22 protein-coding genes and 4 pseudogenes are annotated in these 21,853 nt (G+C 46.0%); 12 read left to right on the forward strand and 14 right to left on the reverse strand.

What is annotated here, in order from left to right; genetic code table 11:
* The 8 genes and pseudogenes from ACKP2L_RS00005 to ACKP2L_RS00040 all read left to right on the forward strand — a co-directional run.
* Nucleotides 1–169, forward strand: a pseudogene (locus tag ACKP2L_RS00005) (nicking enzyme TraA protein); the annotation flags it as partial.
* 81 nt (nt 170–250) lie between these two features.
* Nucleotides 251–538, forward strand: a complete 288-nt coding sequence (locus ACKP2L_RS00010; RefSeq protein WP_439424616.1) for a type II toxin-antitoxin system RelB/DinJ family antitoxin — start codon at nt 251–253, stop codon at nt 536–538.
* Between the two features lie 3 nt (nt 539–541).
* Entirely contained in the window at nt 542–856 is a 315-nt protein-coding gene (locus ACKP2L_RS00015) for a type II toxin-antitoxin system YafQ family toxin (RefSeq protein ID WP_439424617.1), read from the forward strand.
* Nucleotides 857–998: 142 nt separating this feature from the next.
* Nucleotides 999–1,619 (forward strand): hypothetical protein, encoded by a 621-nt coding sequence (locus tag ACKP2L_RS00020; RefSeq protein ID WP_439424645.1) that lies wholly within the window; start codon nt 999–1,001, stop codon nt 1,617–1,619.
* A gap of 2 nt (nt 1,620–1,621) precedes the next feature.
* Nucleotides 1,622–1,957, forward strand: coding sequence for a CagC family type IV secretion system protein (locus tag ACKP2L_RS00025; protein WP_439424618.1), 336 nt, complete (start codon nt 1,622–1,624; stop codon nt 1,955–1,957).
* Between the two features lie 22 nt (nt 1,958–1,979).
* Entirely contained in the window at nt 1,980–2,339 is a 360-nt protein-coding gene (locus tag ACKP2L_RS00030; RefSeq protein ID WP_439424619.1) for a conjugal transfer protein, read from the forward strand.
* On the forward strand, nt 2,311–2,961 hold the full coding sequence (trsD, locus tag ACKP2L_RS00035; RefSeq protein ID WP_439424620.1) for a TrsD/TraD family conjugative transfer protein: 651 nt from the start codon (nt 2,311–2,313) through the stop codon (nt 2,959–2,961). Before ACKP2L_RS00030 ends, trsD begins: the two co-directional genes overlap by 29 nt.
* 18 nt (nt 2,962–2,979) lie before the next feature.
* On the forward strand, nt 2,980–3,330 hold the full coding sequence (locus tag ACKP2L_RS00040; protein WP_003581709.1) for a hypothetical protein: 351 nt from the start codon (nt 2,980–2,982) through the stop codon (nt 3,328–3,330).
* Here ACKP2L_RS00040 and ACKP2L_RS00045 read toward each other — a convergent pair.
* From ACKP2L_RS00045 to ACKP2L_RS00075, 7 genes are all read right to left on the reverse strand, one after another.
* Nucleotides 3,303–3,569 carry a hypothetical protein gene (locus ACKP2L_RS00045; RefSeq protein ID WP_003581712.1) on the reverse strand — a complete coding sequence of 89 codons (267 nt, stop codon included), beginning with the start codon at nt 3,567–3,569 and terminating at the stop codon, nt 3,303–3,305. The genes ACKP2L_RS00040 and ACKP2L_RS00045 overlap by 28 nt on opposite strands.
* A gap of 15 nt (nt 3,570–3,584) precedes the next feature.
* Nucleotides 3,585–5,519 (reverse strand): hypothetical protein, encoded by a 1,935-nt coding sequence (locus tag ACKP2L_RS00050; protein ID WP_439424621.1) that lies wholly within the window; start codon nt 5,517–5,519, stop codon nt 3,585–3,587.
* 9 nt (nt 5,520–5,528) lie between these two features.
* Nucleotides 5,529–6,476, reverse strand: a complete 948-nt coding sequence (locus tag ACKP2L_RS00055) for a glycosyltransferase family 2 protein (protein WP_003581715.1) — start codon at nt 6,474–6,476, stop codon at nt 5,529–5,531.
* Entirely contained in the window at nt 6,458–7,129 is a 672-nt protein-coding gene (locus ACKP2L_RS00060) for a phosphatase PAP2 family protein (protein ID WP_016511775.1), read from the reverse strand. Before ACKP2L_RS00060 ends, ACKP2L_RS00055 begins: the two co-directional genes overlap by 19 nt.
* Nucleotides 7,119–7,769, reverse strand: a complete 651-nt coding sequence (locus tag ACKP2L_RS00065) for a VTT domain-containing protein (protein WP_003581721.1) — start codon at nt 7,767–7,769, stop codon at nt 7,119–7,121. The genes ACKP2L_RS00060 and ACKP2L_RS00065 overlap by 11 nt, the downstream gene beginning before the upstream one ends.
* Nucleotides 7,770–7,985: 216 nt before the next feature.
* The gene (locus tag ACKP2L_RS00070) at nt 7,986–9,344 is read right to left on the reverse strand and encodes a sensor histidine kinase (protein WP_439424622.1); all 1,359 of its coding nucleotides are present in this window, start codon (nt 9,342–9,344) and stop codon (nt 7,986–7,988) included.
* Between the two features lie 9 nt (nt 9,345–9,353).
* Nucleotides 9,354–10,049, reverse strand: coding sequence for a response regulator transcription factor (locus tag ACKP2L_RS00075; protein ID WP_439424623.1), 696 nt, complete (start codon nt 10,047–10,049; stop codon nt 9,354–9,356).
* 167 nt (nt 10,050–10,216) lie between these two features.
* Here ACKP2L_RS00075 and ACKP2L_RS00080 point away from each other — a divergent pair.
* From ACKP2L_RS00080 to ACKP2L_RS00090, 3 genes and pseudogenes are all read left to right on the forward strand, one after another.
* Nucleotides 10,217–11,099 (forward strand): annotated as a pseudogene (locus ACKP2L_RS00080) (IS30 family transposase).
* Nucleotides 11,100–12,006: 907 nt separating this feature from the next.
* Nucleotides 12,007–13,845, forward strand: coding sequence for a heavy metal translocating P-type ATPase (locus tag ACKP2L_RS00085; protein WP_003577309.1), 1,839 nt, complete (start codon nt 12,007–12,009; stop codon nt 13,843–13,845).
* Nucleotides 13,846–13,882: 37 nt separating this feature from the next.
* Nucleotides 13,883–14,101, forward strand: a pseudogene (locus ACKP2L_RS00090) (tyrosine-type recombinase/integrase); the annotation flags it as partial.
* Nucleotides 14,102–14,118: 17 nt separating this feature from the next.
* Here ACKP2L_RS00090 and ACKP2L_RS00095 read toward each other — a convergent pair.
* The 6 genes and pseudogenes from ACKP2L_RS00095 to ACKP2L_RS00120 form a co-directional block, all read right to left on the reverse strand.
* Nucleotides 14,119–15,048, reverse strand: a complete 930-nt coding sequence (locus ACKP2L_RS00095) for an IS30-like element ISLpl1 family transposase (RefSeq protein WP_024855727.1) — start codon at nt 15,046–15,048, stop codon at nt 14,119–14,121.
* A gap of 277 nt (nt 15,049–15,325) precedes the next feature.
* Nucleotides 15,326–15,583 (reverse strand): annotated as a pseudogene (locus ACKP2L_RS00100) (transposase); the annotation flags it as partial.
* A 337-nt stretch (nt 15,584–15,920) separates the two neighbouring features.
* Nucleotides 15,921–15,998, reverse strand: coding sequence for a putative holin-like toxin (locus tag ACKP2L_RS00105; RefSeq protein WP_235708434.1), 78 nt, complete (start codon nt 15,996–15,998; stop codon nt 15,921–15,923).
* A gap of 627 nt (nt 15,999–16,625) precedes the next feature.
* Nucleotides 16,626–17,798 (reverse strand): iron-containing alcohol dehydrogenase, encoded by a 1,173-nt coding sequence (locus tag ACKP2L_RS00110; RefSeq protein ID WP_439424624.1) that lies wholly within the window; start codon nt 17,796–17,798, stop codon nt 16,626–16,628.
* A 259-nt stretch (nt 17,799–18,057) separates the two neighbouring features.
* Entirely contained in the window at nt 18,058–18,402 is a 345-nt protein-coding gene (locus ACKP2L_RS00115; protein WP_439424625.1) for a hypothetical protein, read from the reverse strand.
* Nucleotides 18,403–18,536: 134 nt separating this feature from the next.
* A complete protein-coding gene (locus ACKP2L_RS00120) occupies nt 18,537–19,832 on the reverse strand; it encodes an AAA family ATPase (RefSeq protein WP_439424646.1) in 1,296 nt (431 codons plus the stop codon).
* A 33-nt stretch (nt 19,833–19,865) separates the two neighbouring features.
* On the opposite strand from ACKP2L_RS00120, the gene ACKP2L_RS00125 reads away from it, so the two are divergent.
* A complete protein-coding gene (locus tag ACKP2L_RS00125) occupies nt 19,866–20,492 on the forward strand; it encodes a hypothetical protein (RefSeq protein WP_439424626.1) in 627 nt (208 codons plus the stop codon).
* Between the two features lie 465 nt (nt 20,493–20,957).
* On the opposite strand, the gene ACKP2L_RS00130 is transcribed toward ACKP2L_RS00125, so the two are convergent.
* Entirely contained in the window at nt 20,958–21,818 is an 861-nt protein-coding gene (locus tag ACKP2L_RS00130; protein ID WP_439424627.1) for a LysR family transcriptional regulator, read from the reverse strand.
* Between the last annotated feature and the right edge of the window lie 35 nt (nt 21,819–21,853).

The following is a 21,853-nucleotide window of genomic DNA, read 5'->3' on the forward strand; positions in this document are numbered from 1 at the left end:
TTTAAAGACGGCCTTTAGTGACGCCATTATGGCCGCCCTATATGCTCGTGATGAAGATTATCTAAGAAAACAACAATTAAGAGGTTTGAAAGAGACCGAGTGGGAAATGACCAAAAAACATAGGCAGCACCAAACGAGAAACCGGCATTATTCAGGTCCACATCTTTAAGCGAATTTAACACATATTAATTAGTTAATGTATTATATTAGTTAGTATTTGTATTATAATAGTAGGCGAATAGGAGGTATTATGCCAGCCACAAAACAAAAACAGGTCGTTCAAGCTAGGGTTGAAAGTGAAATTAAAGAACAGGCTAACGCCATCTTTAAAAGTCTGGGGATCGATGCTTCGACGGCGATTAATATCTATTATCATCAGGTTGTTATCAATGGTGGTTTGCCCTTTCTAGTACAAAAAAAAGTGATTGATGCCCAATTAGAAAAGGCCATGGTAAAAGCTCAAGCTGAAGAGTTGGGCTTAATCCAAGATGACGCTTTGAATTTAACCAAAGAACAAAGGCGCCAGCGTTGGGCTTGACCGATGTATGAGATCAAAATCGAAGACCGCTTCGATAAGCAGATGAGCAGTTTGAATAAATTGACGCCCTACGGTGATAAAGGAAATAAAGAAGTATTGGAGGAAATTTTAGATAGTATTGATATTTTAGAGGATCAAGGCTCTTTGCCGGACAGCTATCGGGATCACATTTTAACTGATCGGCCCTGGACCGGTTTTCATGAATACCATATCCTTGATGATCTTTTAGTCGTTTATTACAAAGTAGAGAAGAAAAAGCGTATTCGAATGATTGCCATAATCAACCATAAACAGCTGAGAACAGGCAAAAGACAATAGCTAAAAAGTACAATAAACCAGCTTAATTTCATCAAGCTGGTTTTTATATATATTTTTTTAAAAGCTGTGTGCAAAACAGTTTTTTTATGTTATCTTAAAAGCGAACATATGTTCGTATTATACATGAAAGGGCATTGATATGATTCAGATCGAAAAATGGCAAGGCATTAACGGCACGCTCGTTCACGATGACCAAAAGGCTATTGTGGTTGATGATGACCAAGATTTATCTGATCAAAAAGTCTTACAAGCTCGCTTAGCAAGTGATGGACAGCCGATTGATAAGACACGGCAGGCCATGATTAAAAAGACGGTCAAACAGCAGCTCAAAATTGAACCAATAAAACTTAGCGGTTGGTTTAATCGTCATCAAGATAGTCATAATGTCAAAAAGGTCGAACAGCTGGTTAGTGATAAACCCACTCATCAATATAAGCAGATCAAAAACGAATTAACTTTTTTTGGTGAGAGTTTTCTAGAAGGCTTTTTGGGCTTCTATGGTTTAAAAGTCGATAACGCTTTAGGTCGATACGAACATAACTTACATGTCTTGGAAACTCAAGAACTCGGTCAGCCAGAAAAAGAATATTACCTCGCCACTAACCAAAACGGACGTGTAAAACTAGCAACCGAACCTTTACCTAGTCAGCAAATTGCCGAAGAGCAGCTGAACAAATTCTATAAGCATGAACCCGAGCAAACGCAAGCGGAAAAAGTTCAATTAAGGTCACAAGACGAACAAGACGATGGAAAGGAGGAATAAATATGAAGCTTAACAAAGTAAAAGCCTTAGCAATCAGTGGAGCAACTGCAAGCTATTTAGCATTGATGAACGCCCAAGTCGCTTTTGCTGCCGATGGTGGCGAAGTTAAAAGCAAGCTAACCAGTGCCGGGAAGACCATTCAAGGGATTCTAACCGGTTTGGTGGTATTAGTCGGAATCTGTGTGGCGTTATTTATCATCATTAAACGCATGCCGGACGCTGACGACCCAAGAGAAAAGTCCGAAGTCTACCACGCCGTTGGCCGGGTGGCCGGTTTAGTTGCCCTAGCGGCGGCCATTATCTGGGTTCTGCCTTGGGTTTACAGCCTGTTTACTTAATTAAAGAAAGGAAGCCTGCCAAATGAAAAAGGGTAAAGAGTTTATTTTTCCGGAAAACGTCGATAAAGATTACGGCATTTGGAAAGACTACACCTTAAGAGATTTTGGCATAGCGGGACTGGCTGGACTAATGGGATTGATTTTTATTGCAATCCCGCCCTATGGGTTAATTTTAGTTCTGATAAAAATAGTGATTGTTGTCTTAGCCATGACGATTGTCATGGCTATTTTAACAATTAGGCCAGTTGCGGCGCGGAAGAATATTAAAGTGCGAGATAACTTTAAGTTGAAACGTCGCTATGCCAATGGTCAGAAACTGTTTTATTTACAACCAAAGAAGCGAGGTGAATTAAATGCGTTTAAAGCAGATCAGCAAAAATAACCCAGCTAAATTAGATTGGGACTACCAGCCACCCAAAATTAACGGTGGAAAAGAGACCATTGATGATATGAGCTTAGTGGTGGGCATGTATGGCAACTACCAAGTGACCAAGACCGGTAATTTAGTCGGGATTTTGGAAATCAGTGGCATTAACCTTGACCTGCTAAATGACACGGAACAACAAGATGTCTTTGAAGACTATGGGGCATTTTTAATGAGTACCTTGGGTGAAGGCGTTGATGACACGTTACAGTTTGTTGAACCAACGATTCCCGTCAACATGACGGCTTATCTCAACGGTCTTAAGCGCCGGTATCTCGCCTTACAAAAAGAACAGCCAAAACAGCAATTTAAAATCCAATTAATCGCCAGTTATTTGGACCACTTTACTAAAGTCCAAGAATCCAAAAACATGACAACTAAGCAACATCTGCTAATCGTTAAGGTGCCAATTAAGGACAAAAGTGTTAAGAGCTTAAACCTAGCGGTCACTCATTTAGACGAAAAGATCGAACAGGTTAAACGGGATATTGAAAATGCGTTAACGGACTTTGATGTGACGGCCAAAGTGTTGACTAGTCAAGAAGTCCAAGAGATTTTAAAGAACTTGATCAATTTTTAATGGATAGGAGGCAACAGTATGAGTTTTGGTGATAAGGTCATTGATTTATTTATGCCAACTAAAAAAGAAAGACATCAAGGCAACCGCGGGTCGATTCAAATCGCCGGGCCGGTGAATGTGCTGACTGGCTTCACCGAGGGACTGAATGACGGGACCAAGGAAACCGTTGATGTCAAAGTTGACCGGCACCGCATGTACGAAGAGTTCGTCGCGTTCGAAGCGATGATTGCGCATCACGATTTGGCTGCCGCCAAGCAGCGGATGGCGCATTCGCTGGCTGTGATGAACGTGGTCGACGCAGCGCTGGCGGATGCCGGCAGTTTCCACTGCTGGGACCATTTTTACGTTAAGCGAAAATTAGTTTGCTGAAGCCGTAATTGAGCACGATGACGACGACCTGGTCGATCAGCTTCACAATCAGCGGCGAACCGTGCATTAAGGTGAGGCCGATGAACAAAATCGCCGTGTCCGCCAGCAGTGACGCGCCGCGCAAGGTGAGTCAGGCCGAAGAACAGCACCACATTAATGCCGGTGGTGAAGCCCCCAACAATCAGGTAGCGCAAGGCTGTACCGTGTTTGCTGTAAAGGGTAGTGATTGGTTTTTCCATAAAAAGGCTCCTTTCTCAGCGCTGCATGCAGGTATAAATCAACGAGGCGGTGGGCTGTGATTGGCCGTTCACCGTTAGCGGGTGAGCAGCGAGCTGATAATGGTAGGTGTGGGTCACATCGACCTGCTGGCCGCGGGTGGTGAGGTTTTGAACGGTAATCCGATATTGCCCAGCGGCGAGCTGGTGGTGCAGGCGGGCCACACTGCCAGCCATCGTTAACCGATAATGTTGCCCGGTGGCAAGGTTAGTGAGGGTGACTTGCACCTGACTACCAGCATGAATCTGAACGGAAAAATAGTTCGCTGGCGCGTTCACATCGACCACCTCTGCCAGCACGGTGCCTGGCGTCACGGCCTTGGGCTTGGCGTGATACTGCACGGATAGCTGACTGCGCTGGGCGGCAATCACTTGCTTTTGTGGCAGCTGAGCGCCAAGCACACCAGCGGCCCCAAAGACGACGAGTAAAGCAGTGGCGCCATTGAGGAGGCTAGCTTGGTTCGCCCAGCGGGGACGCGACTGGCTGGCCTGACGCGGGATGGCCGCCAAAGCCACCCAGAGCAGCGGCAAAATGGCTTGACCATAGCGCGGTTCAACTTCCCACAGTAGGGTGTGGAAAGCCAGGTAGCCAAGGGCAGTGGTCACCGCCAGCAGTGCAAGGATTTGATGCGGGTCGGTCAGATCTGGCCGCCACCGTAAGAGCTTCAGCATCAGTGCGCCCCACATGAGCAGGGTCGCGGCCACATAGCCAATCACGGTCAGTCCCTGATAGAAGCCAGCATGATTACTGTACCAACTAGGTGCGGCGCGGAAGCCGCCGTTGTACCAGCGCTGAATGCCTTGGACATTGAGCACGATGCCTAACTTCACTACCCACAACCGGATGACGCCAACCACCCCGAGAGTTTTGATGCGCTTGGGGATGGTTTTCAAATTGTACCGCTGGCGGGCGGCGCGGCTGGGCTGCTTGATGGCACGTCCGACATCCTTGCCGGAGTAGCCGCCGTTGCTGTGCTGGTTGTAGCCCATCAAGATCCAGTTGGTCGCCGGGAACGAAAAGGCGGTGCGGGGTTGATAATTGGCTGCCACGTCAATGACTTTGGTCGCCGGCAGACTCAGCCCGAAACCCAGCACAATCAAGAGGATGGGCAGGGTCAGTTTGGCTTGTCGCCAGAGGTGCTGACGGGCCAGAATCAGGCCGACAATCAGCAGAGCTGGCAACAAGACCACCATATTAGGCTTGAGCATGGCGCCGAGCATCACGGCAACAACTAGTCCGCTGCCGGCAAACCAGCGCTGGCGCGACGTTTTCTGCGACCAGTTCAGCAGACTCCGCATGATGATGAGCAGCACCAGCATCGTTGGCAAGTCAGAGTAGAAGACTTGCAGGTAGTAGGTGTAGGCAAACGGCGTCAAGGCGAAAAAACCGAAGGCCACGACCAGCAGGCTGGCGCGCTGGCTGAGCTGCCAAATCGTATGCAGCGCCAGGGCAATAAAGCTGTCCAACACCAAGATACTCAGCAGGTGCACCGAAAGATTGGTGCTTAAGCCCACCAGTTGCGTCAGCCGCAACCACAGGGAGAGCAGATAAGCCAGCGGCACGTTATTGGCGTAGTGCCAGAAGTAGGTGATATCCCAGGTCATGTGGCCGGCGGCGAGCTGGTCGGCTTGCGACAGTACCCGGTACGGATCGTGGTAAACGGTGTTGGGCATCACGTGCAACACGACCACCTGGGCAATCAGCATCGCCAGTAAGCCAAGGCCAATGCCCCAGCGCAGCTGCCTTGTAGACAAATGGTCAAGTCGGGGCGCCCCGAAGTAAAGCCCCGCGCCCAGGAGCACTACCACCAACAGCGCCGGCACCCCGAGCACACTGGTCAGGTTACCGATGCTGCCAATGAGCAGGCAGAGGATTAAAATTGCTGGCAGAAAGGCGGGTTTAATCTTTTTCATACCCTCACCTTAATCCAGAATCGTTTGCACCGTGTAGCGCGGGCGATGTTTAACTTCGGTGGTGAGCTTGCCGATGTATTCACCAATCACCCCGAGGCTGATCATTTGGATGCCCCCAACGAACCACAGCGACACCATCAACGCCGACCAGCCGTGCACGGTGAGCCCCAGCATTGTCATGACAATGGCGTAAACCACCATGCCCACCGCCAGTAGGCAAGACAAGGTACCCAGAATGAGAATGAACCGCACCGGCGCAATCGTCAGGCTGGTAATCCCGTCCCAGGCAAAGGCCAGCATTTTTTTCAGCGGGTACTTGGATTCGCCCGCCATGCGCGGGGTGCGCTTGTAGAAGACTTCGGCAGTTTTGAAGCCAAGCTTAGGAATCAGGCCGCGAATGAAAATGTTACGTTCCGGGTACTGAAGGAAGGTTTCAACCGCGCGCTTGGACATCAGGCGAAAATCCGCGTGATTCGGCACCAGTTCAACCCCTAGCAGCTTCAGGACTTTGTAGTAGCCTTGGGCCGTGGTGCGCTTGAACCAGCTGTCGGTTTCCCGATTATTCCGGACACCGTAGACGATATCGGCGCCATCTGCGTAGGCATCCACCATGTCGACGATTTTGTCAGGATCATCTTGCAGGTCAGCATCGATGGTGACAATCATGTCCGCGGTTTTCACGGCTTCACTCATGCCGGCGATCAGCGCCGACTGATGACCGAAGTTGCGAGAAAAGCGTAGTCCCCGAATCCGGGAATTCGCGGCGTGCAGGTTTTCGATGATTTCCCAGGTGTGATCCTTGGAGCCATCATCGACGATCAGGATGTCGGCGCGCTGGCCCAGAACGGCTTGCGCGGCGATTTGGTCTTCAACGGCCAGTAATTTTTGCACCGAGGAGGTCAGCACCTCTTCTTCATTGTAGGCTGGAACGACAATCGTTAATTTTGATGTGGCCATGATTTCAACATCCTTTCCGGTAAAAACTGACGCATTTTAGTTTGAATAAAGGCTTGAACAGGCGTGACGAGCAGCCACCAACCGCCAGCTAAGCACACGCTGGCAAGCACATCAGAGAGGTAGTGGTCGCGCAGATACACCCGCGAAATGGCCACCATGGCAATCCAGCCAATGCCAATCAATATGGTAATCAGCTGGCTTTCTTGATCTTGAATGTGTGGTAGGCATAGCGTCCACAAGGTGAACACGAGCAGCGCCGTGCAAAACGTGTGGCCGCTGGGGAAGCTAGCGCCGTGATCCAGCACCAGCTGATGGAGCGGGCGACTGCGGTCAATCAGCAGCTTGAAGCCTTCCGTGATGGCGGAGCCGCCCAGCTGCAGGCCAGCGAACCACAGGCTGATGACTGGGCCTTGTTTGAGCCACAACCACAGGCACAACAGCGCAGTGAGGCCGATGACGGTGGCAGGACTGCCAAGGGTGGCGACGACTTTGAAAATCGCGGTATTCGTCGGATCAATGGCGCGCGTGGCCAAAGTGCTGGCCGCGGCATCCAATTGCGCAAGCCAGGCGGCATGCGTGATAACGCCGAGGGCTAAGGCGGCAAAGACAATCAGGCTCAGCCCGCCTAGCAATGTTTTGGTTTTAGTCGGCATCGTCGGCACCTCCGCGATGGCGCAGCGCCATGAAGGCGGCAGGCGCTAAGGAAATGACAACGATGGCCAGCATGATCAGTTCGAAATGGGTTTTAACGACAGCAATGTTGCCGAACAGGTAACCGGCGCCGAGGGCTACCGCCATCCAGGTGATCCCGCCAAGTACGTTGTAGGCGGCAAAGTCGCGGTAGCGCATCTGGCTCACGCCAGCGGTGAAGGGGATGAAGGTGCGGATGATCGGCATGAAGCGGCCAAGGAAAATCGCGGCTTTCCCATGCTTGTCGAAGAAGCGCTGCGAACGTTCGAGGTAGGCGGGTTTGATGAAGCGGCTGAGCTTGGCGCTGTGCGCGAGGCGCAGCCCGAAGTGTTCACCGATTTCAAAGTTAAGCGAATCTCCAAGCACCGCGGCCACGCTGAGCAGGCCGAACAGCACCCAGATGTTCAAACTGTGATTGGCCATCGCCGCCAGCGAGCCGCAGAGAAATAGGAGCGAGTCGCCAGGCAGAAAGGGCAGCACCACGACGCCGGTTTCAATGAAGATCATGGCGAACAAGCCAAGATAGATGAGTGAGCCGAATTGACTGATGAGCTGCGGCAACAATTGATTAAGGTTAGGTAGCAGTGTAATGAGTGCGGTCATGATGTGTTCCCCCTTGACTGAACTTTCAGGATGAACCCAGCATAACAACAATCCCGCGGTGCGCCCACTCATGAAAACTAACCCGAAACTCAATAATCTTCAGCTTTCACCGCGGCAGTGCCAGTATCAAGGGTGATTTAGCTGAAAAATATTCAGATTACTAATATTCGGCGCAAAAAAACCGCTCAAAAATATTTTTGAGCGGCATGAAAAAGTTTATTTGGTGGAGAAAATCAACGTGAAAATGGTGCCCTGCGGCTGATCGTCGGCGACCGTCAGCTCACTATTGCTGAGCTGAGCGAGTTGCGTGGCAATGGCTAGCCCTAAGCCGGTGCCAGCTACCGTGCCGCGCACATCGGCGCTGCGGTAGAAGCGCTCGAAGATGTGGCTTTTATCTTCAGCACTGATGCCGCTACCTTGATCTTTCACCGCCAGGGCCGGCGGTTCATTAGCCTGTTGGGTGAGGGTGACGGTAATTTGGCTGGCCGCTGGCGAATACTTCGCGGCATTGGTGACTAGGTTGACCAAAATTTGCTCAATCGCGCTTTCGTTGCCGGTGATATGGATGTCAGGCTGAATCTCGGTGGTGACGGCTTGTTCGAAGGTCCCAGCAATTTTTTGCATGATGGTAGTCACTGTGGCACTGAGATCAAGCGGGGTCAGGTCAAGCGCGAGCCGGTCGGCGCGGGAAAGTTGCAGGAGCTCATCAATCAAGTGCTGCATTTGCCGGGATTCCTCGGTGATGTAGCCCACCGACTTGGTAATGATTTCCGGGTGATCCTTGCCGTGACGTTCGATCAACTGGGCGTGGCTGCGAATAGTGGCAATCGGAGTGCGCAGCTCATGGGCGGCGTTCATCACGAACAGTTTTTGCTGCTCCTGGCGTTCATTCAACATGCTCAGCAACTCGTTGAAATTACCCGCGAGTTCCGTCACTTCAGTCGGTTGCGCCGGGACCGGTAGCCGCATCGCGCCAGGTTCTTTGGCGCCGGCAATCATCTGGGTCGTGTGAGACAGCGTGGTCAGAGGATCCGTCAGTCGCTTGGTCAGCTGGCGAATGTACAGCGGCGTGGCCAGCAGCGTCACCGCCAGCAGGATGGCAGTGACTTCAATCACCCGCAGCAGCACCGCCAGCTGGGGATTCGTGTTTTGCCACAACGTGTAGTAAATCCCGCGCGCGTGCACCATGCGATGGTACAGCAGCCCGATGCCTGGGCGATAATAGACATTGGTTAAAAACGGCACCTTAGTGGGGGTCACTTTTAAGACTTTTTCCGCGTGCGGGGAGAAGTATTGGCTGACCTTGGCATCGGCGCGCTTGTTGTGGACATAAACATAAGTAGCGCTGGTGTCCAGGGTGCTGTTTTTGCGCCAGCTTTCCCAGTCATCATCGCCATCAATGTCGGTTTGCTTGAGACTGGCGGTGATATGACTGGTGGTGGTTTGAACATCTTCCAGCAGCTGATGGCCCACGGCGATGATGATGGCAGCGCCAAGCAGCAAGGTGACAATGATGATGAAGCGCATCATGCTGCGTAGCATGATGGCTGCGCTAGATTGTTTGTTTTTTTTCATATTAGGGCCTTATTCCGCCACGTGTTCGGAAAGCATGTAGCCCACGCCGCGGACAGTGTGAATCAGCTTAGGTTGGTTGGGAGTGTCGATTTTGCTCCGGAGATTGCGGACATAGACGTCCAGGATGTTTGGCTGGCCGTCAAAATCGACCCCCCACACCGTGTCCAGTAAATCTTCCCGCGAACAGGGCTCGTTTTGATGACTGATGAGCGCCACCAGCAGCTCGTATTCTCGCTGGGTAAGGGGGATGATGGTACCGCCCCGGGTGACGCGTTTGGTGTCCGTATCCACATTCAAATTGCCAGCAGTATACACGGCGGCAGTGGTGGCCGCCGGCTGCGAATGGCGCAGGGCCACTTCGACCCGGGCAATCAGTTCTTCCATTTCAAATGGTTTGGTGACATAGTCGTCGGCGCCGCCGGTCAGCCCGGCCACTTTATCGCCGATGTAATCGCGCGCCGTCAGCATGATGATCGGCACCTGGCTGGTTTTGCGAATGCGGCGCAGCACACTGAAGCCGTCCAGGTGCGGCAGCATCCAGTCCAAAATGATTAAATCAATCTGGGCCTCGTTTTGCCGGAACATGTCCAGCACGATTAGCCCGTCATTGGCCCAGAGCACATTGAAGTTCTCGAGCTCGAATTCGGTTTTGAGTGAGTCGGCTAAGCCCGCCTCGTCTTCGACTAGTAAAATGGTGTATTTCAATGGTCTTCTCCCTATGTGAATCGTGGTACTGTCAAACGTGCCTGTATTTACCTTGTTTTATTTATTAGGCAGATTGTAAAATTTAAGTTGAACATTTAAGTGGACAGAAAAAACCATCAAGGTCTTTACTGGTGTTACCACACAATCCATTAGAAAGAAGGACCTTGATGAGCACCACTATTTTATCATTCCAGAACCGTGTTGTCATTGAAACGCTTCATAATGAAGGACGTTCCTTGCGATACATCGCTAACTACTTAGGCTTTAGTAAGACCACCATCTTTAACGAACTTCACCGGCTAAATAGTGAGTACCAGGCTGGGCTAGCGCAAACTGACTTTGAACGAAAGGTTAGTCAACGGGGGCGGAAGTCTTCGCTCACTAAAAAAACTTAAACACTTGATCGAGGGAAAGATTCAAGTCCAGAAGTGGTCCCCTGAACAAGTTGCCCATGTGGTGGGGATTGCCTACAAGACGGTCTATAACTGGATTGATCAAGGATGGCTTGATATACAGTTGACCGATTTGCCTGATCATGGAATTCGTCGTCATCGTGCTAAAGAAAAGCGTGGTACGTTCAATCACGGCCGCTCCATTGAGGATCGGCCTCATAAAGTCGAAACTCGCCAGGAATTCGGCCACTTTGAAGCTGATACCGTACTTTCTGGTAAACGTAAAGGTCAAGCTGTGGCTACTTTTGTGGAGCGTAAGAGTCGCCTGACAATTGTTAAACGGCTCCATGGTCGCGACAGTCAGTCCATGACTCAAGCCGTACTTGAACTAGCTAGTCAACTTCAAGACAAGCTCAAGACGCTTACCGTAGATCATGGTAAAGAGTTCGCTAACTATCAGACAATTGAACGGCGAACTGGTACACAGGTTTATTTTGCCCATGCCTATTCACCGCATGAAAGAGGCAGTAATGAGAACCGTAACCGAGTTTTGCGGCGCTTTATTCCCAAAGGCCAAGCCATTGAAGAACTAAGTGATCACCAATTGGTTCAAATTAATTGGTATTTGAATTCACGGCCACTTAAATGTCTTAATTAGCATACACCAATCGAGATCTTCTTGCTTAATTTACGTCATTAAATTCGTTCAAGTTATTTCTTGCAATCTGCCAAATAATAAACCTGCTACTGAGTATATACACTCTATATAACAATTAATTCGTGGTTCTTCCTACCTTTGTGGGTAGTCCCCACGCGTAAATTTCCGACTAGCAATCGGTACATTCCTCCGAGTTATTCCTCGAAGCACTCAGCACCCTGACTAAATCAGGTTTAATCGGCATTGTCCGTTGAATTCTGTTTGTGCTAACTCAAAATCAGTAGCAGAATTTCCTTCTTTCCGTTGGTTGAATTCGCCGAACGCCATACTGAAAAGTGACTTATACATTGCCTAATCGCATTGGTGTTGATCTACAATTTAGCGCTGATTAGTGTTTCTAATGGTACTCGCCTTGTCATTGACAAGCGACCACGCTGACACACCACGTAACGATTAATGGTTACATTTATCTTGCTAATGGATAACCCCCTTGATACACCAGATAAGTCCGACCAGTGACTCAGTTCGCCCAGCAAGTTTAAAATGGCGTCCATGGTACAAAAAAACACGCAACAAGGGTAACGGATTACCACCTGTACAGCGCGCCTGGTCTTATACAAATGCTGATTTCAGTATTTTTTCTGATATCTAGTGTTCATGTATAAGTATACTAGTATTAGAAGTAAAATCGCTTGTTTAATGGGCGTTTAAGCTTATCAGGTTAAGCCTAAGCGCGCCTTTTTCATTCCAAAAGCGGTCATTATTTCAGAAAATAGTTATAATTTTTCGTAACTATTAGAATTTTATTTAGAATCATTCTTATCTGTTTAAATAAATTGCATTTCATGTTAGGATTATAACAATCATAGAGGAATCAGTTACATAACACAAGAAGAGGGGGTTTTCGATGCGCCATTATTATAAACTCACGTTAACGGTCAGTGTCGGGATCATTGCGCTAATTCTTCAGTTTGGCTTTCACCAACAGCTGGCTGCCCAGCTGATTATTACGTTGTGGGGCTCCGTTATGGCCCTATCAATGCTGGTTGAGATGGTCAAAACGTTACGGTCCGGTAAGTACGGCGTCGACCTACTTGCAATCACTGCCATCGTCGCCACCCTGGCTGTCAGCGAGTATTGGGCCGGCCTAGTGGTCCTAATCATGCTGACCGGTGGGGATTCTTTGGAGGACTACGCTGCTAAGCGTGCCAACACCGAATTAAAGGCTTTGCTCGATAATTCACCACGGACCGCACACCGCATTCAGAACGAACAGTTAACCGATATTGCGGTCGAAGACGCGGTCGTGGGGGATCAGTTAGTGGTTAAGCCTGGCGAACTGGTGCCCGTCGATGGTCACTTGATCGATGGCACTGCCATGTTTGACGAATCTTCACTGACTGGGGAATCCAAGCCAGTTGAAAAAGCCGTCGGTGATGATTTAATGTCCGGAGCGGTCAACGGCGATAGTGCCGTTACGATGATCGTTGACAAGCTCGCCGCCGATAGCCAGTACCAGCAACTGGTCAAGTTGGTGAAAGAATCTGAATCACGCCCCGCCAAGTTCGTACGGTTAGCCGATCGGTACGCGGTTCCGTTTACCTTAGTTGCGTACGTGATTGCGGGCATCGCTTGGCTCATCAGCGGTGATCCGCACCGGTTCGCCGAAGTTCTGGTCGTAGCTTCACCGTGTCCATTAATTCTGGCCGCACCAGTCGCCCTCGTCTCAGGCATGAGTCGCACTAGCCGGAACGGGATCGTCGTTAAAACTGGTGACATGCTTGAAAAAATGTCGACTGCCAAATCGGCCGCCTTTGATAAGACCGGAACGATCACTAGCGGCCAACTAACCGTGAATGACATCGTTCCCCAGGCTGGTTTTACCCCAGATCAGATTTTACACTTGGCCGCCAGTGCCGAACAAAATTCCAGCCACATTTTAGCCCGTTCCTTAGTTAAATTTGCCAACGACCAACCCCTCAGCCCCGTCGCCGACCTCGAAGAAGTCACCGGTAACGGGGTCACCGCCACGGTCGACAACGCCGTCGTTAAAGTCGGGAAGCTAAAATTCGTCGATCCAGCAACCACGACGGCACCACTCGCACAAACGGCGATTTACGTCGCCGTTGATGGCCGTTACGCCGGCTACGTGACCTTTATCGACAACGTTCGGCCAGAAGCCGCTGCCACGTTACAAGCCCTGCACGCTGAAGGCGTTAAAAACGTGATGATGCTGACCGGGGACCAACAAGCGATTGCCGACAACATTGCCGAAGCCGTCGGAATCGATACGGTGGCTGCCGATTTACTTCCGGCGGACAAGATCAAGCACTTAAAGGCCGTTACTAAGGATGAACGTCCGGTTATCATGGTCGGCGACGGGGTCAACGACGCCCCATCACTGGCCGTGGCGGACGTCGGCATCGCCATGGGGGCGCACGGTTCCACCGCGGCCAGTGAATCGGCCGACGTCGTGATTTTAAAGGACGACCTCAGCCGCGTGGTCACCGCGATTCAAATTGCCAAAGACACCATGCAAGTGGCTAAGCAGGCCGTTTGGATTGGGATCGCCATCTGTACGATTCTAATGCTGATTGCCAGTACCGGGATCATCCCGGCCCTCTTCGGCGCAATGCTTCAAGAAGTCGTTGACACGGTTTCGATTCTTTGGGCACTCCGAGCTTTACGTGACCGCCCAAATTCCAACGTTAAACCGCTCAAACCAACGACCGTACACCAAAACTAAGGACGTGACACTATGCCCCAATTACCCGAATGGCTCCAAAATTATGAGTAAGGTTGGCGATCTATTAGGAATTAATTATCTAGGTACTCATACAATGCGCAAAACTGGGGCTTATCGTGTTTATACGCAATCAAATTACAATATTGGCCTAGTCATGCACCTACTAAATCACTCAAGTGAAGCCATGACTTTAGCTTATTTAGGCTTGGATCAAGCAAGTACAGAAAACATGTTGAACCAAATTGATTTTGGGTAAATTGGTAGATTGCAAATTTAATCCGAATTTTTGGACAAATTTGTCAGCATAACCTGATACGGTGTTTGCCAGTCGAGTATTTTAAGCGGTCGCTGGTTAATTTGGAGTAACGTCGTCGTTAAATCTTGAGCACTAATGTGCTCAAAACGAGTCCCTTTAGGATAAAAATAACGTAAATTCCGATTAAAGCGTTCATTACTACCACGTTCAGCTGGCGTATAAGCATGGCAGTAATAGGTCTTAATACCATATTGTGATTCAAGTGATACTAGCCCACTAAACTCAGTGCCACGGTCCACAGTAAAGCTGTGCACCGGACCATTAAAAGTGGTTAGGAACTTAGTTAGGGCTTCATTAACAGTCGCTGTCGTCCGATCTTTTAACCGGTATGCCCAAAGGAACCGTGATTTTCGATCGATTAAAGTTAATAAAACTGCCTTACTATGCCCACGAGGACCAACGACTGTATCTAGTTCAAAATCGCCGATGCGATTACGTTGATTAATCATCATGGGACGCTGTTCAATTGATCGCCCCAAAGATTGATTATATTTGGATCGTTGGTCAACATTACGCCGTTGGCGTACGCCATGTTCAGGTAGATCATTCAAGGAGAAACCAATTCTCCCCTGATTTAGCCAATTATAAATAGATTTAGTAGCTAGTTTAAATTCGTGAGCAATCATTCCTGGTGACCAGCTTAGACGTAAATGGTTGAGAATTTTTTGCTTTAACTCATCGCTCAGCTTAGTTTTCCGACCACATCGTGATCGCTTGTATTCGGCATCTGTTTGTGCTAATTCAGCCTGATAAGGTTGACATCGAGATAATTCATAAGAAATTGTTGACGGTGATCGGTTCAGCCGAACGCCCATTTGGATATTGGACAGCCCTAGTTCACAAAAGATTTCGATTTTAATTCGTTCGGAATAGGTTATACTAGACAAAAGATCAGCTCCTAAAAGATGGGTTTGTGGTAAACACCATTTTAAAGGAAGCTGATCTTTTTTGTCCGAACAGCGTTCGGATTAATTTTACAATCTACCATAAATCAACCTTTCTTGGCTTAGTCCGCTTACGTATGCCTTCTAGATCTGTCCGGATTAATTCAAATTGTTCACGAGAGATGTCGCTACTATAATGGTGTGCAAAGCTTTTCATGGATTAAAAACTCCTGTTTTTGATCTAATTTAACTAAAATCAAATCGAATGTCAAAGTATCCAAACACGTTCTAATAGCGAATCAGCTGTCGGGTCTGGTTTATCTCGCCACATATCGTAATAGCGGTAGACGGTATGCCATTCCGGGAAATCGTGCGGTAATTCACGCCATTGACACCCTGTAGTAAGCGAGTAAAGGATGGCATTGAATACGTCATAAAGATCATAACGACGCGGTCTTGTATGCTTGCGGAAGTTTTCTAAATCAGGTTGTATTAACGCAAATTGCGCTCGAGAAATATTGCTTGGATAATCTGGCATGACAAACTCCTCAGTCGGTTTTCCACAATTCTACCAGATTCAGCAGATACTAGACAGGTTCTTAGGACTAAAAAATAAGTTAAATGATTTACACCATGAAATCAGTAATCGAACGCAAAAACAACTGAAAGCATTTGCTAAACAGAATCCAGAAATTAAACAACCAGATTCTGAACCTGATCAAAGCCTAAAACGTTAGCCAGTTTTTAAGGGACATGCTATAATGTAATAGAAAAAGGAAGTCCCGCTAGAACAGGGCTTCCCATGTAGAGCCGTTAAAGACGGTGGCAGATTTTAACGATATTTAATAACCGCTAGCTGACCAGAGCTAAGGCGGTTATTTTTTTTGCTTACTTTTGATCAGCTCAACAATTAATGCGATTAAGGCCACGATAAAAGTACCGAAAGCCAGCATTAATTGTAAAGCGTCCGCAACGGACACCTAGGCTACTCCTTTCGTTAGGATTTATGGGCTTTAAAGGTTTAACACCATAAGCACCACCTCCGATTGGAAATAGCCACCGCCTTAACTTCTCTACAAAATACCATTATACAGGGAATCTATATCACTATCCAAGTTTTCAAACAAATTTGCCTGATCGCTATATTACTAGTGAGAACCAATTTAAACGGATTAACTTTCAGGTTAATCCTTATATTACTAGTAGGACACGGACAAAATTTGAAAGAAGGCTTTAAAACTTGGTGACGTAGAACAGTAAGGCGCTTGATAATTATAAAAATAATAATACAAATGCAAACAAATAAGAAAGAAGATTTTATAATGTTGAAAGTTATACAATTATTTATAGGTCAATCATGGGAACTAATTTTAAATATCATCCAATGGATTAGCATTAACATATCGGTAGGTTGGTTAGCATTCGGATTAGCAGTAATAACATTTTTAAGAAATCGTCACAGGAAGCTGAGACAATCTTTTGAATACTCCTCAGGAAACATAAAAATAGTGATCATCCAAATTTTCTGGATGGTCACTATTTTCAGCTATGATTCAACTTTTAATGAGCCTTGTTAAAACTTATTTAGCGTCGTAAGCTGCTTGGAAAATCTTGATGATATCTTCTTTAGTACCCTTACGAGGGTTGGAGAAGGCGTTCCCATCCTTCAAGGCGTTTTCTGCCATCAATTCAAAGTCTTCAGGCTTTGCACCGATTTCCTTGATGGACTTTGGAATACCAACGTCTTGTGACATTTGCTTCATGGCCTTGATAGACAATTCAGCAGCGTCACGAGTTGATAGACCATCGGTGTTTTCGCCCATAATCTTAGCTAATTCAGCAAACCGTTCTGGGTCAGCAACGATGTTGTATTCTTCAACGTAAGGCAATAGCAATGCACAGCAGACACCATGTGGAGCGTCATATTGGCCACCAAGTTGGTGAGCCATGGCGTGAACGTAACCTAAGTTGGCATTGTTGAAGGCCATTCCGGCTAACATTTCGGCTTCAACCATCTTAGTCCGTGCTTCTAGATTATGACCGTTTGCAACAGCTTCACGTAAGGAAGTTTCAATCAATTTGATTGCCTCAATACATTGTGAGTCTGTGATTGGGTTGTGGTCAACGGAAACGTAAGGTTCTATGGATTGAACGAAGGCATCCATCCCAGTTGCGGCCGTTAAACCGGCTGGTACGTCCAACATCAAAGTTGGGTCGTTAAAGGAAACCAACGGAATGTTGCGCCATGAAACAACAACGAACTTCAAGTGTGTTTCTTCGTTCGTGATAACGGCGTGACGGGTCAATTCTGAACCAGTTCCGGCAGTCGTATTAACGGCAATCAATGGTGGTAAAGCCTTGTCCAAGGTTTCAATACCAGCCAATTTAGTAATGTCATCACCGTTTGTCAGGATGATACCGGCACCTTTACCAGTATCATGAGCAGAGCCACCACCAACCGTGATGATTGAGTCGGCTCCTGATTCTTCATATAACTTCTTAACTTCTTTAATATTACGGATCTTTGGGTTTGGTTCAACATTGTTGTAAACAACGTAATCAACGCCGGATTTGTCCAATGAAGCCAAAGTTTGTTGAACGGCACCATCTTTCAAACCTTCCAAAAACTTGTCAGTGACGATAACAGGTTTCCTCATGCCTAACATCTTGGCACGGTCACCAATCTTTTCAATGACACCAGGACCAAAGAAATTAACACTTGGCATTAAGAAATCATAACTACGTTCAGCCATAACTGAAAAGCCTTCTTTCATTATTTGTGAGATCATTTAATAAATAATTCACAAATAAACTATAACTATAAAAGATACAATTATCAAGACAAATTTCAATGATTCATAAACTCGATTATTGCAACGATTATAAGCTAGTTATTGTCAAGCCATTTTCACGGATCCGCTTTCATATATAATATACAAAATTCATAATCATGCCTAGATTGCATAATTAAACTTGTCGCTTGGAAAGTAGTTTCACTATTGCGAACTCGGGCTAGAAATCATCTTTTTGAGAGATGTCTAATAGTTGATCAATATAATTGTCTATCTTTTGATTACAGTTTTTGTCTTTTAGTAAACATTTTTTGGCATGTGTACTTTTATTTTCTTCTAATATTGCAAACACCTTAAATGATGTAAGTGTATATGTATCTTTTGCTGATATGTTTAACAAAGATAATGGAAAATTCATACCATTATCATCAGTGGCCACAGCTATACCAAAAACATTAGGTTTAGTTCTTAAAAGATTGTCATAATGGATCTTTGCCAAGGCAGGCATCGCGCGATAAAGGTGATGAGAAAATGGAAAAAGGCGTACCTGGATGACATCATCCAAATGTACGCCTGGCGAAACGATGATATGAGAGAGATTGCGGAGTGGCTAGATCGACGGTACTTGAATCAATACCTGATAAAGATGCAGCAAGAGGTACGAAATTCCATAATCACAAGCACCCACCGCTGATACTGTTACACGATACTCGGATTCCAATGTGCTTCAAAGTGCTCTTGACCACCAAGTGATTCCATAACAAATTTGAATGCATCACGGATCTGTTCCTTACTCCACGGAGAAAGATCTTGCATCAACTCATCAATACTGTGCGAGTTAGCATGTGCAATTTTTACAAGTTGCAAAGCGATGAGCTTTTTTTCGGCGTCTTCGGCTGCAATTATCTTTTCGCGAACGGCACTTTCCAAACTCGCAGTTCGATTGTTAAATTTGACGTAGGTCTCTAATATTCGACGAATTTGGTTCCAAAGTGCCTGCTTCTGATCCTGCTGATAACTAAACTGGGCTTCACGCCAAAGTTCGTCATAATTATTAATAATATCTTCATTTTTATCCTTAATTTGTTCAATCACACTGCCGATTGGGCCAGCCGAAAGATGAAAACTGTGGTTTTTCTTTGTATATGGATTTTTTGTCCACTCTTTCAAGTTGATATAGAAACTGGAATTATGCGTAAAAACAAATATCTGGAGTTTTTGACTTCCCTGCACGTTGATTTCCTTTGCTCGAAAAAGTAAATTTTGAATAAGTGTTACTATCAGAAACATGGATTGATCGTCGTTACTGGTAACTGGATCATCAATAACAATTGCGATTGGGCTTTGTTCCGACATTTTTGCCTCAACCAAATAAAAGAAGTATAAAAAAGTAATAAGGTTCTTCTCGCCTGTGCTAAGGGCTGACACTGGACGTCGCTTCCCATCATTTCCCTCAATTGTGTAGTATCCACTCAGACCATCTTCCACGGCAGAAAGACACAATTTAAAGCGCTTGTTTTCTAATAATCCTAAAAGATGATTAATTCTGGAAACTGCTTCCTGCTCATACTGAGTCTTTGCTTTGAGCGCTGCAATACCACTATCAATCATATTTAATGCGTCCTGGTTTTGTTTATTCTCGCTGATTGCATTCTTCAATTTAGATTGAACGTCTTTAACCTTTGATTGGCAGGAGGCAATATCGTCTTGAAGGCACCGAAGCCTCATTAGCTCAAGTGCCTGTTTATGCAACTCTTTCTCTGAATCGGCAGAATTCTTGACTAATTCGTTGTTTGAATCTATTCGAACATTAACTTCGTTTACTTTCGCAGTTAAATCATCTAATGACCCGCTTAATGTATTCAACTGCTCATCGATGGGCACTTCTTGTTGCATTTGTTCATTCTTCGATAGCAACGTTTTTGACAAAAGCTGAAGCCCCGTACTGACCACATCTACTTCCTTGGAAATTATGGAGCCCGAGCAGCACGTGATTTAGCGGTGCCTGGTCGTAATCTGAAGGGAATAATGCAAGCTGTCGACTTTTTAACCCAAGCAACTAAAGAAGTTTTGCAAGATGGAATTAAGGCCAATCGGTTGTTAACTGGGAAAAAAGTAGTTGTAATTGGTGGCGGTGATACCGGTAACGATTGTATTGCAACTGCTGTTCGCCAAGGAGCTGCAGAAATTCAACAGTTAGAGATAACTCGACAACCACCTAAAGAACGGCCTGCTAGCAATCCTTGGCCGCGGTGGCCGATGGTTGCCAAAACGGGTTACGGACAACAAGAAGCTCAAGAAGTATTGGGTCAGCCATTAACTGCTTATGAAACAACAGCCATTAGTTTTAGTGGCAAAAGTGGTCAAGTAACTAAAATGACGACTAGCAAAGCACGGTTATTTAAGCCGGTTGTGGGCACAGAACATGATCAGCCGGTTGACTTAGTATTATTAGCAATGGGTTTTGCCGGTCCACAGCAAACGGTTTTAGATGCATTTAGAGTTACAAAGATTAACAATGATTATTCAACGAATGAAGAAAGTGTCTTTGTGGCTGGTGATACTCGGCGTAGCCCAAGTCTAGTTATTTGGGGAATCTATGAGGGAAGAATGGCTGCTGAGCAAGTAGCTCGTTCATGTGAAGTTCGCTTATAATCTTTTCTTGAAAAATCTTTAAGAAGCGGTACTGTGCGTTTTTGTGCAGTACCGCTTTTTTGAGGTGAATGAGCCCAATATGAAGCGAATTTTAAAAAGTCAATTGGACATATTTGTAGGGGATTTGTAACTTCTAAGCAAAAACAGTTGAGGAATTATTAGTAGCATTGCAAAGCAACATACATCGTAAGCTATTAGAAGACGGCTTGATAAGTTACAAGAGTGAAGTAATGCTATGTCCGTGCTCTTTAAATGAATTTAGAGATATCTAAAGCGATGAGCGATTATGGAATAAAATTATTGGCGGAAGAAACCAAAAAATGCAAGAATTGATGTACTTGGCTAACATTAGATGTAAAAAATCAATATAGCTTCTTGAAAGTAGCTAAAATTTTTAACAATGTTCGAGTTCTTTGAAAATCTTATTCTTTTTTTTATAGAGGTCTCGAAATTTTAGCTGCTAGTTTATTGCAGCTGCTGTTTAAGTTCTGTAAACCATTTAAAATATTGTTGCGCAAAATAATTTTCTTTGGCATAAATAAAATATAGATCATGGGCAATTGTCCCAGCTGCTAGCTCTTTTTTGATTAATAAGCGATAGAGAAAGCTAATTCCTGATCCGGCACAGACCAATTGGCGAATTAAGGTTGGTTCAGAAATGGTAATTAACTGCTTAAAGTCATTTAAACTGATGTTTTCTTTTTGTGCCAAAGCAGTTAACAAGGTTCGTGATCCAGATCCGGACTCGCGAATTAGCAGCGGGTAGGCCGCTAAATCGTTCCAACTAACAATTTTCTTTCTTGCTAAGGGATGAGTCGAACTGCAAACGGGAATGAACTCTTCTTGGCTGAGGATATGATATGAAAATTTAGCTTTATTAAAATTGCCTTCAATAATGCCAAAGTCCATTTTTCCAAGTTCGATTTGTTGTAAAATGTGCTGTGTATTTTCAGCTAAACAACTAATTTTTTGCAAATCACTTTTGAGTTGCAAAAAAAATTCAATCAACTGACTACCAAAAACTTCACCTAATGAACGAGTGATTCCGAATTGAATCTCGTGTTTTTGGTGATCATCTTGTAAAGTCTCCATTAACTGTGTTGTTTGCGAACGCATTCGGGTAAGAAAAACTGCTAATTTTTCGCCAGCAGGTGTAAGTTTCAGATAAGGACGCTGATAATCAACTAATTTGATTTCTAATTGATTTTCAAGCCGTTGAATTTGTTGGGTGACAGCTGGTTGAGAAATGAAAAGCTTAGCCGCTGTTTTAGTATAAGAAAGGGTTTCGCTTAAAATTAAAAAAGTTTGATATTCAGCAGTTATCATCGCAAGCTCCCATAAGTATTCATTATATTACTATA

Origin of the sequence: Oenococcus alcoholitolerans (genome assembly GCF_051852995.1) — a bacterium.
Lineage (GTDB): Bacteria > Bacillota > Bacilli > Lactobacillales > Lactobacillaceae > Oenococcus > Oenococcus alcoholitolerans.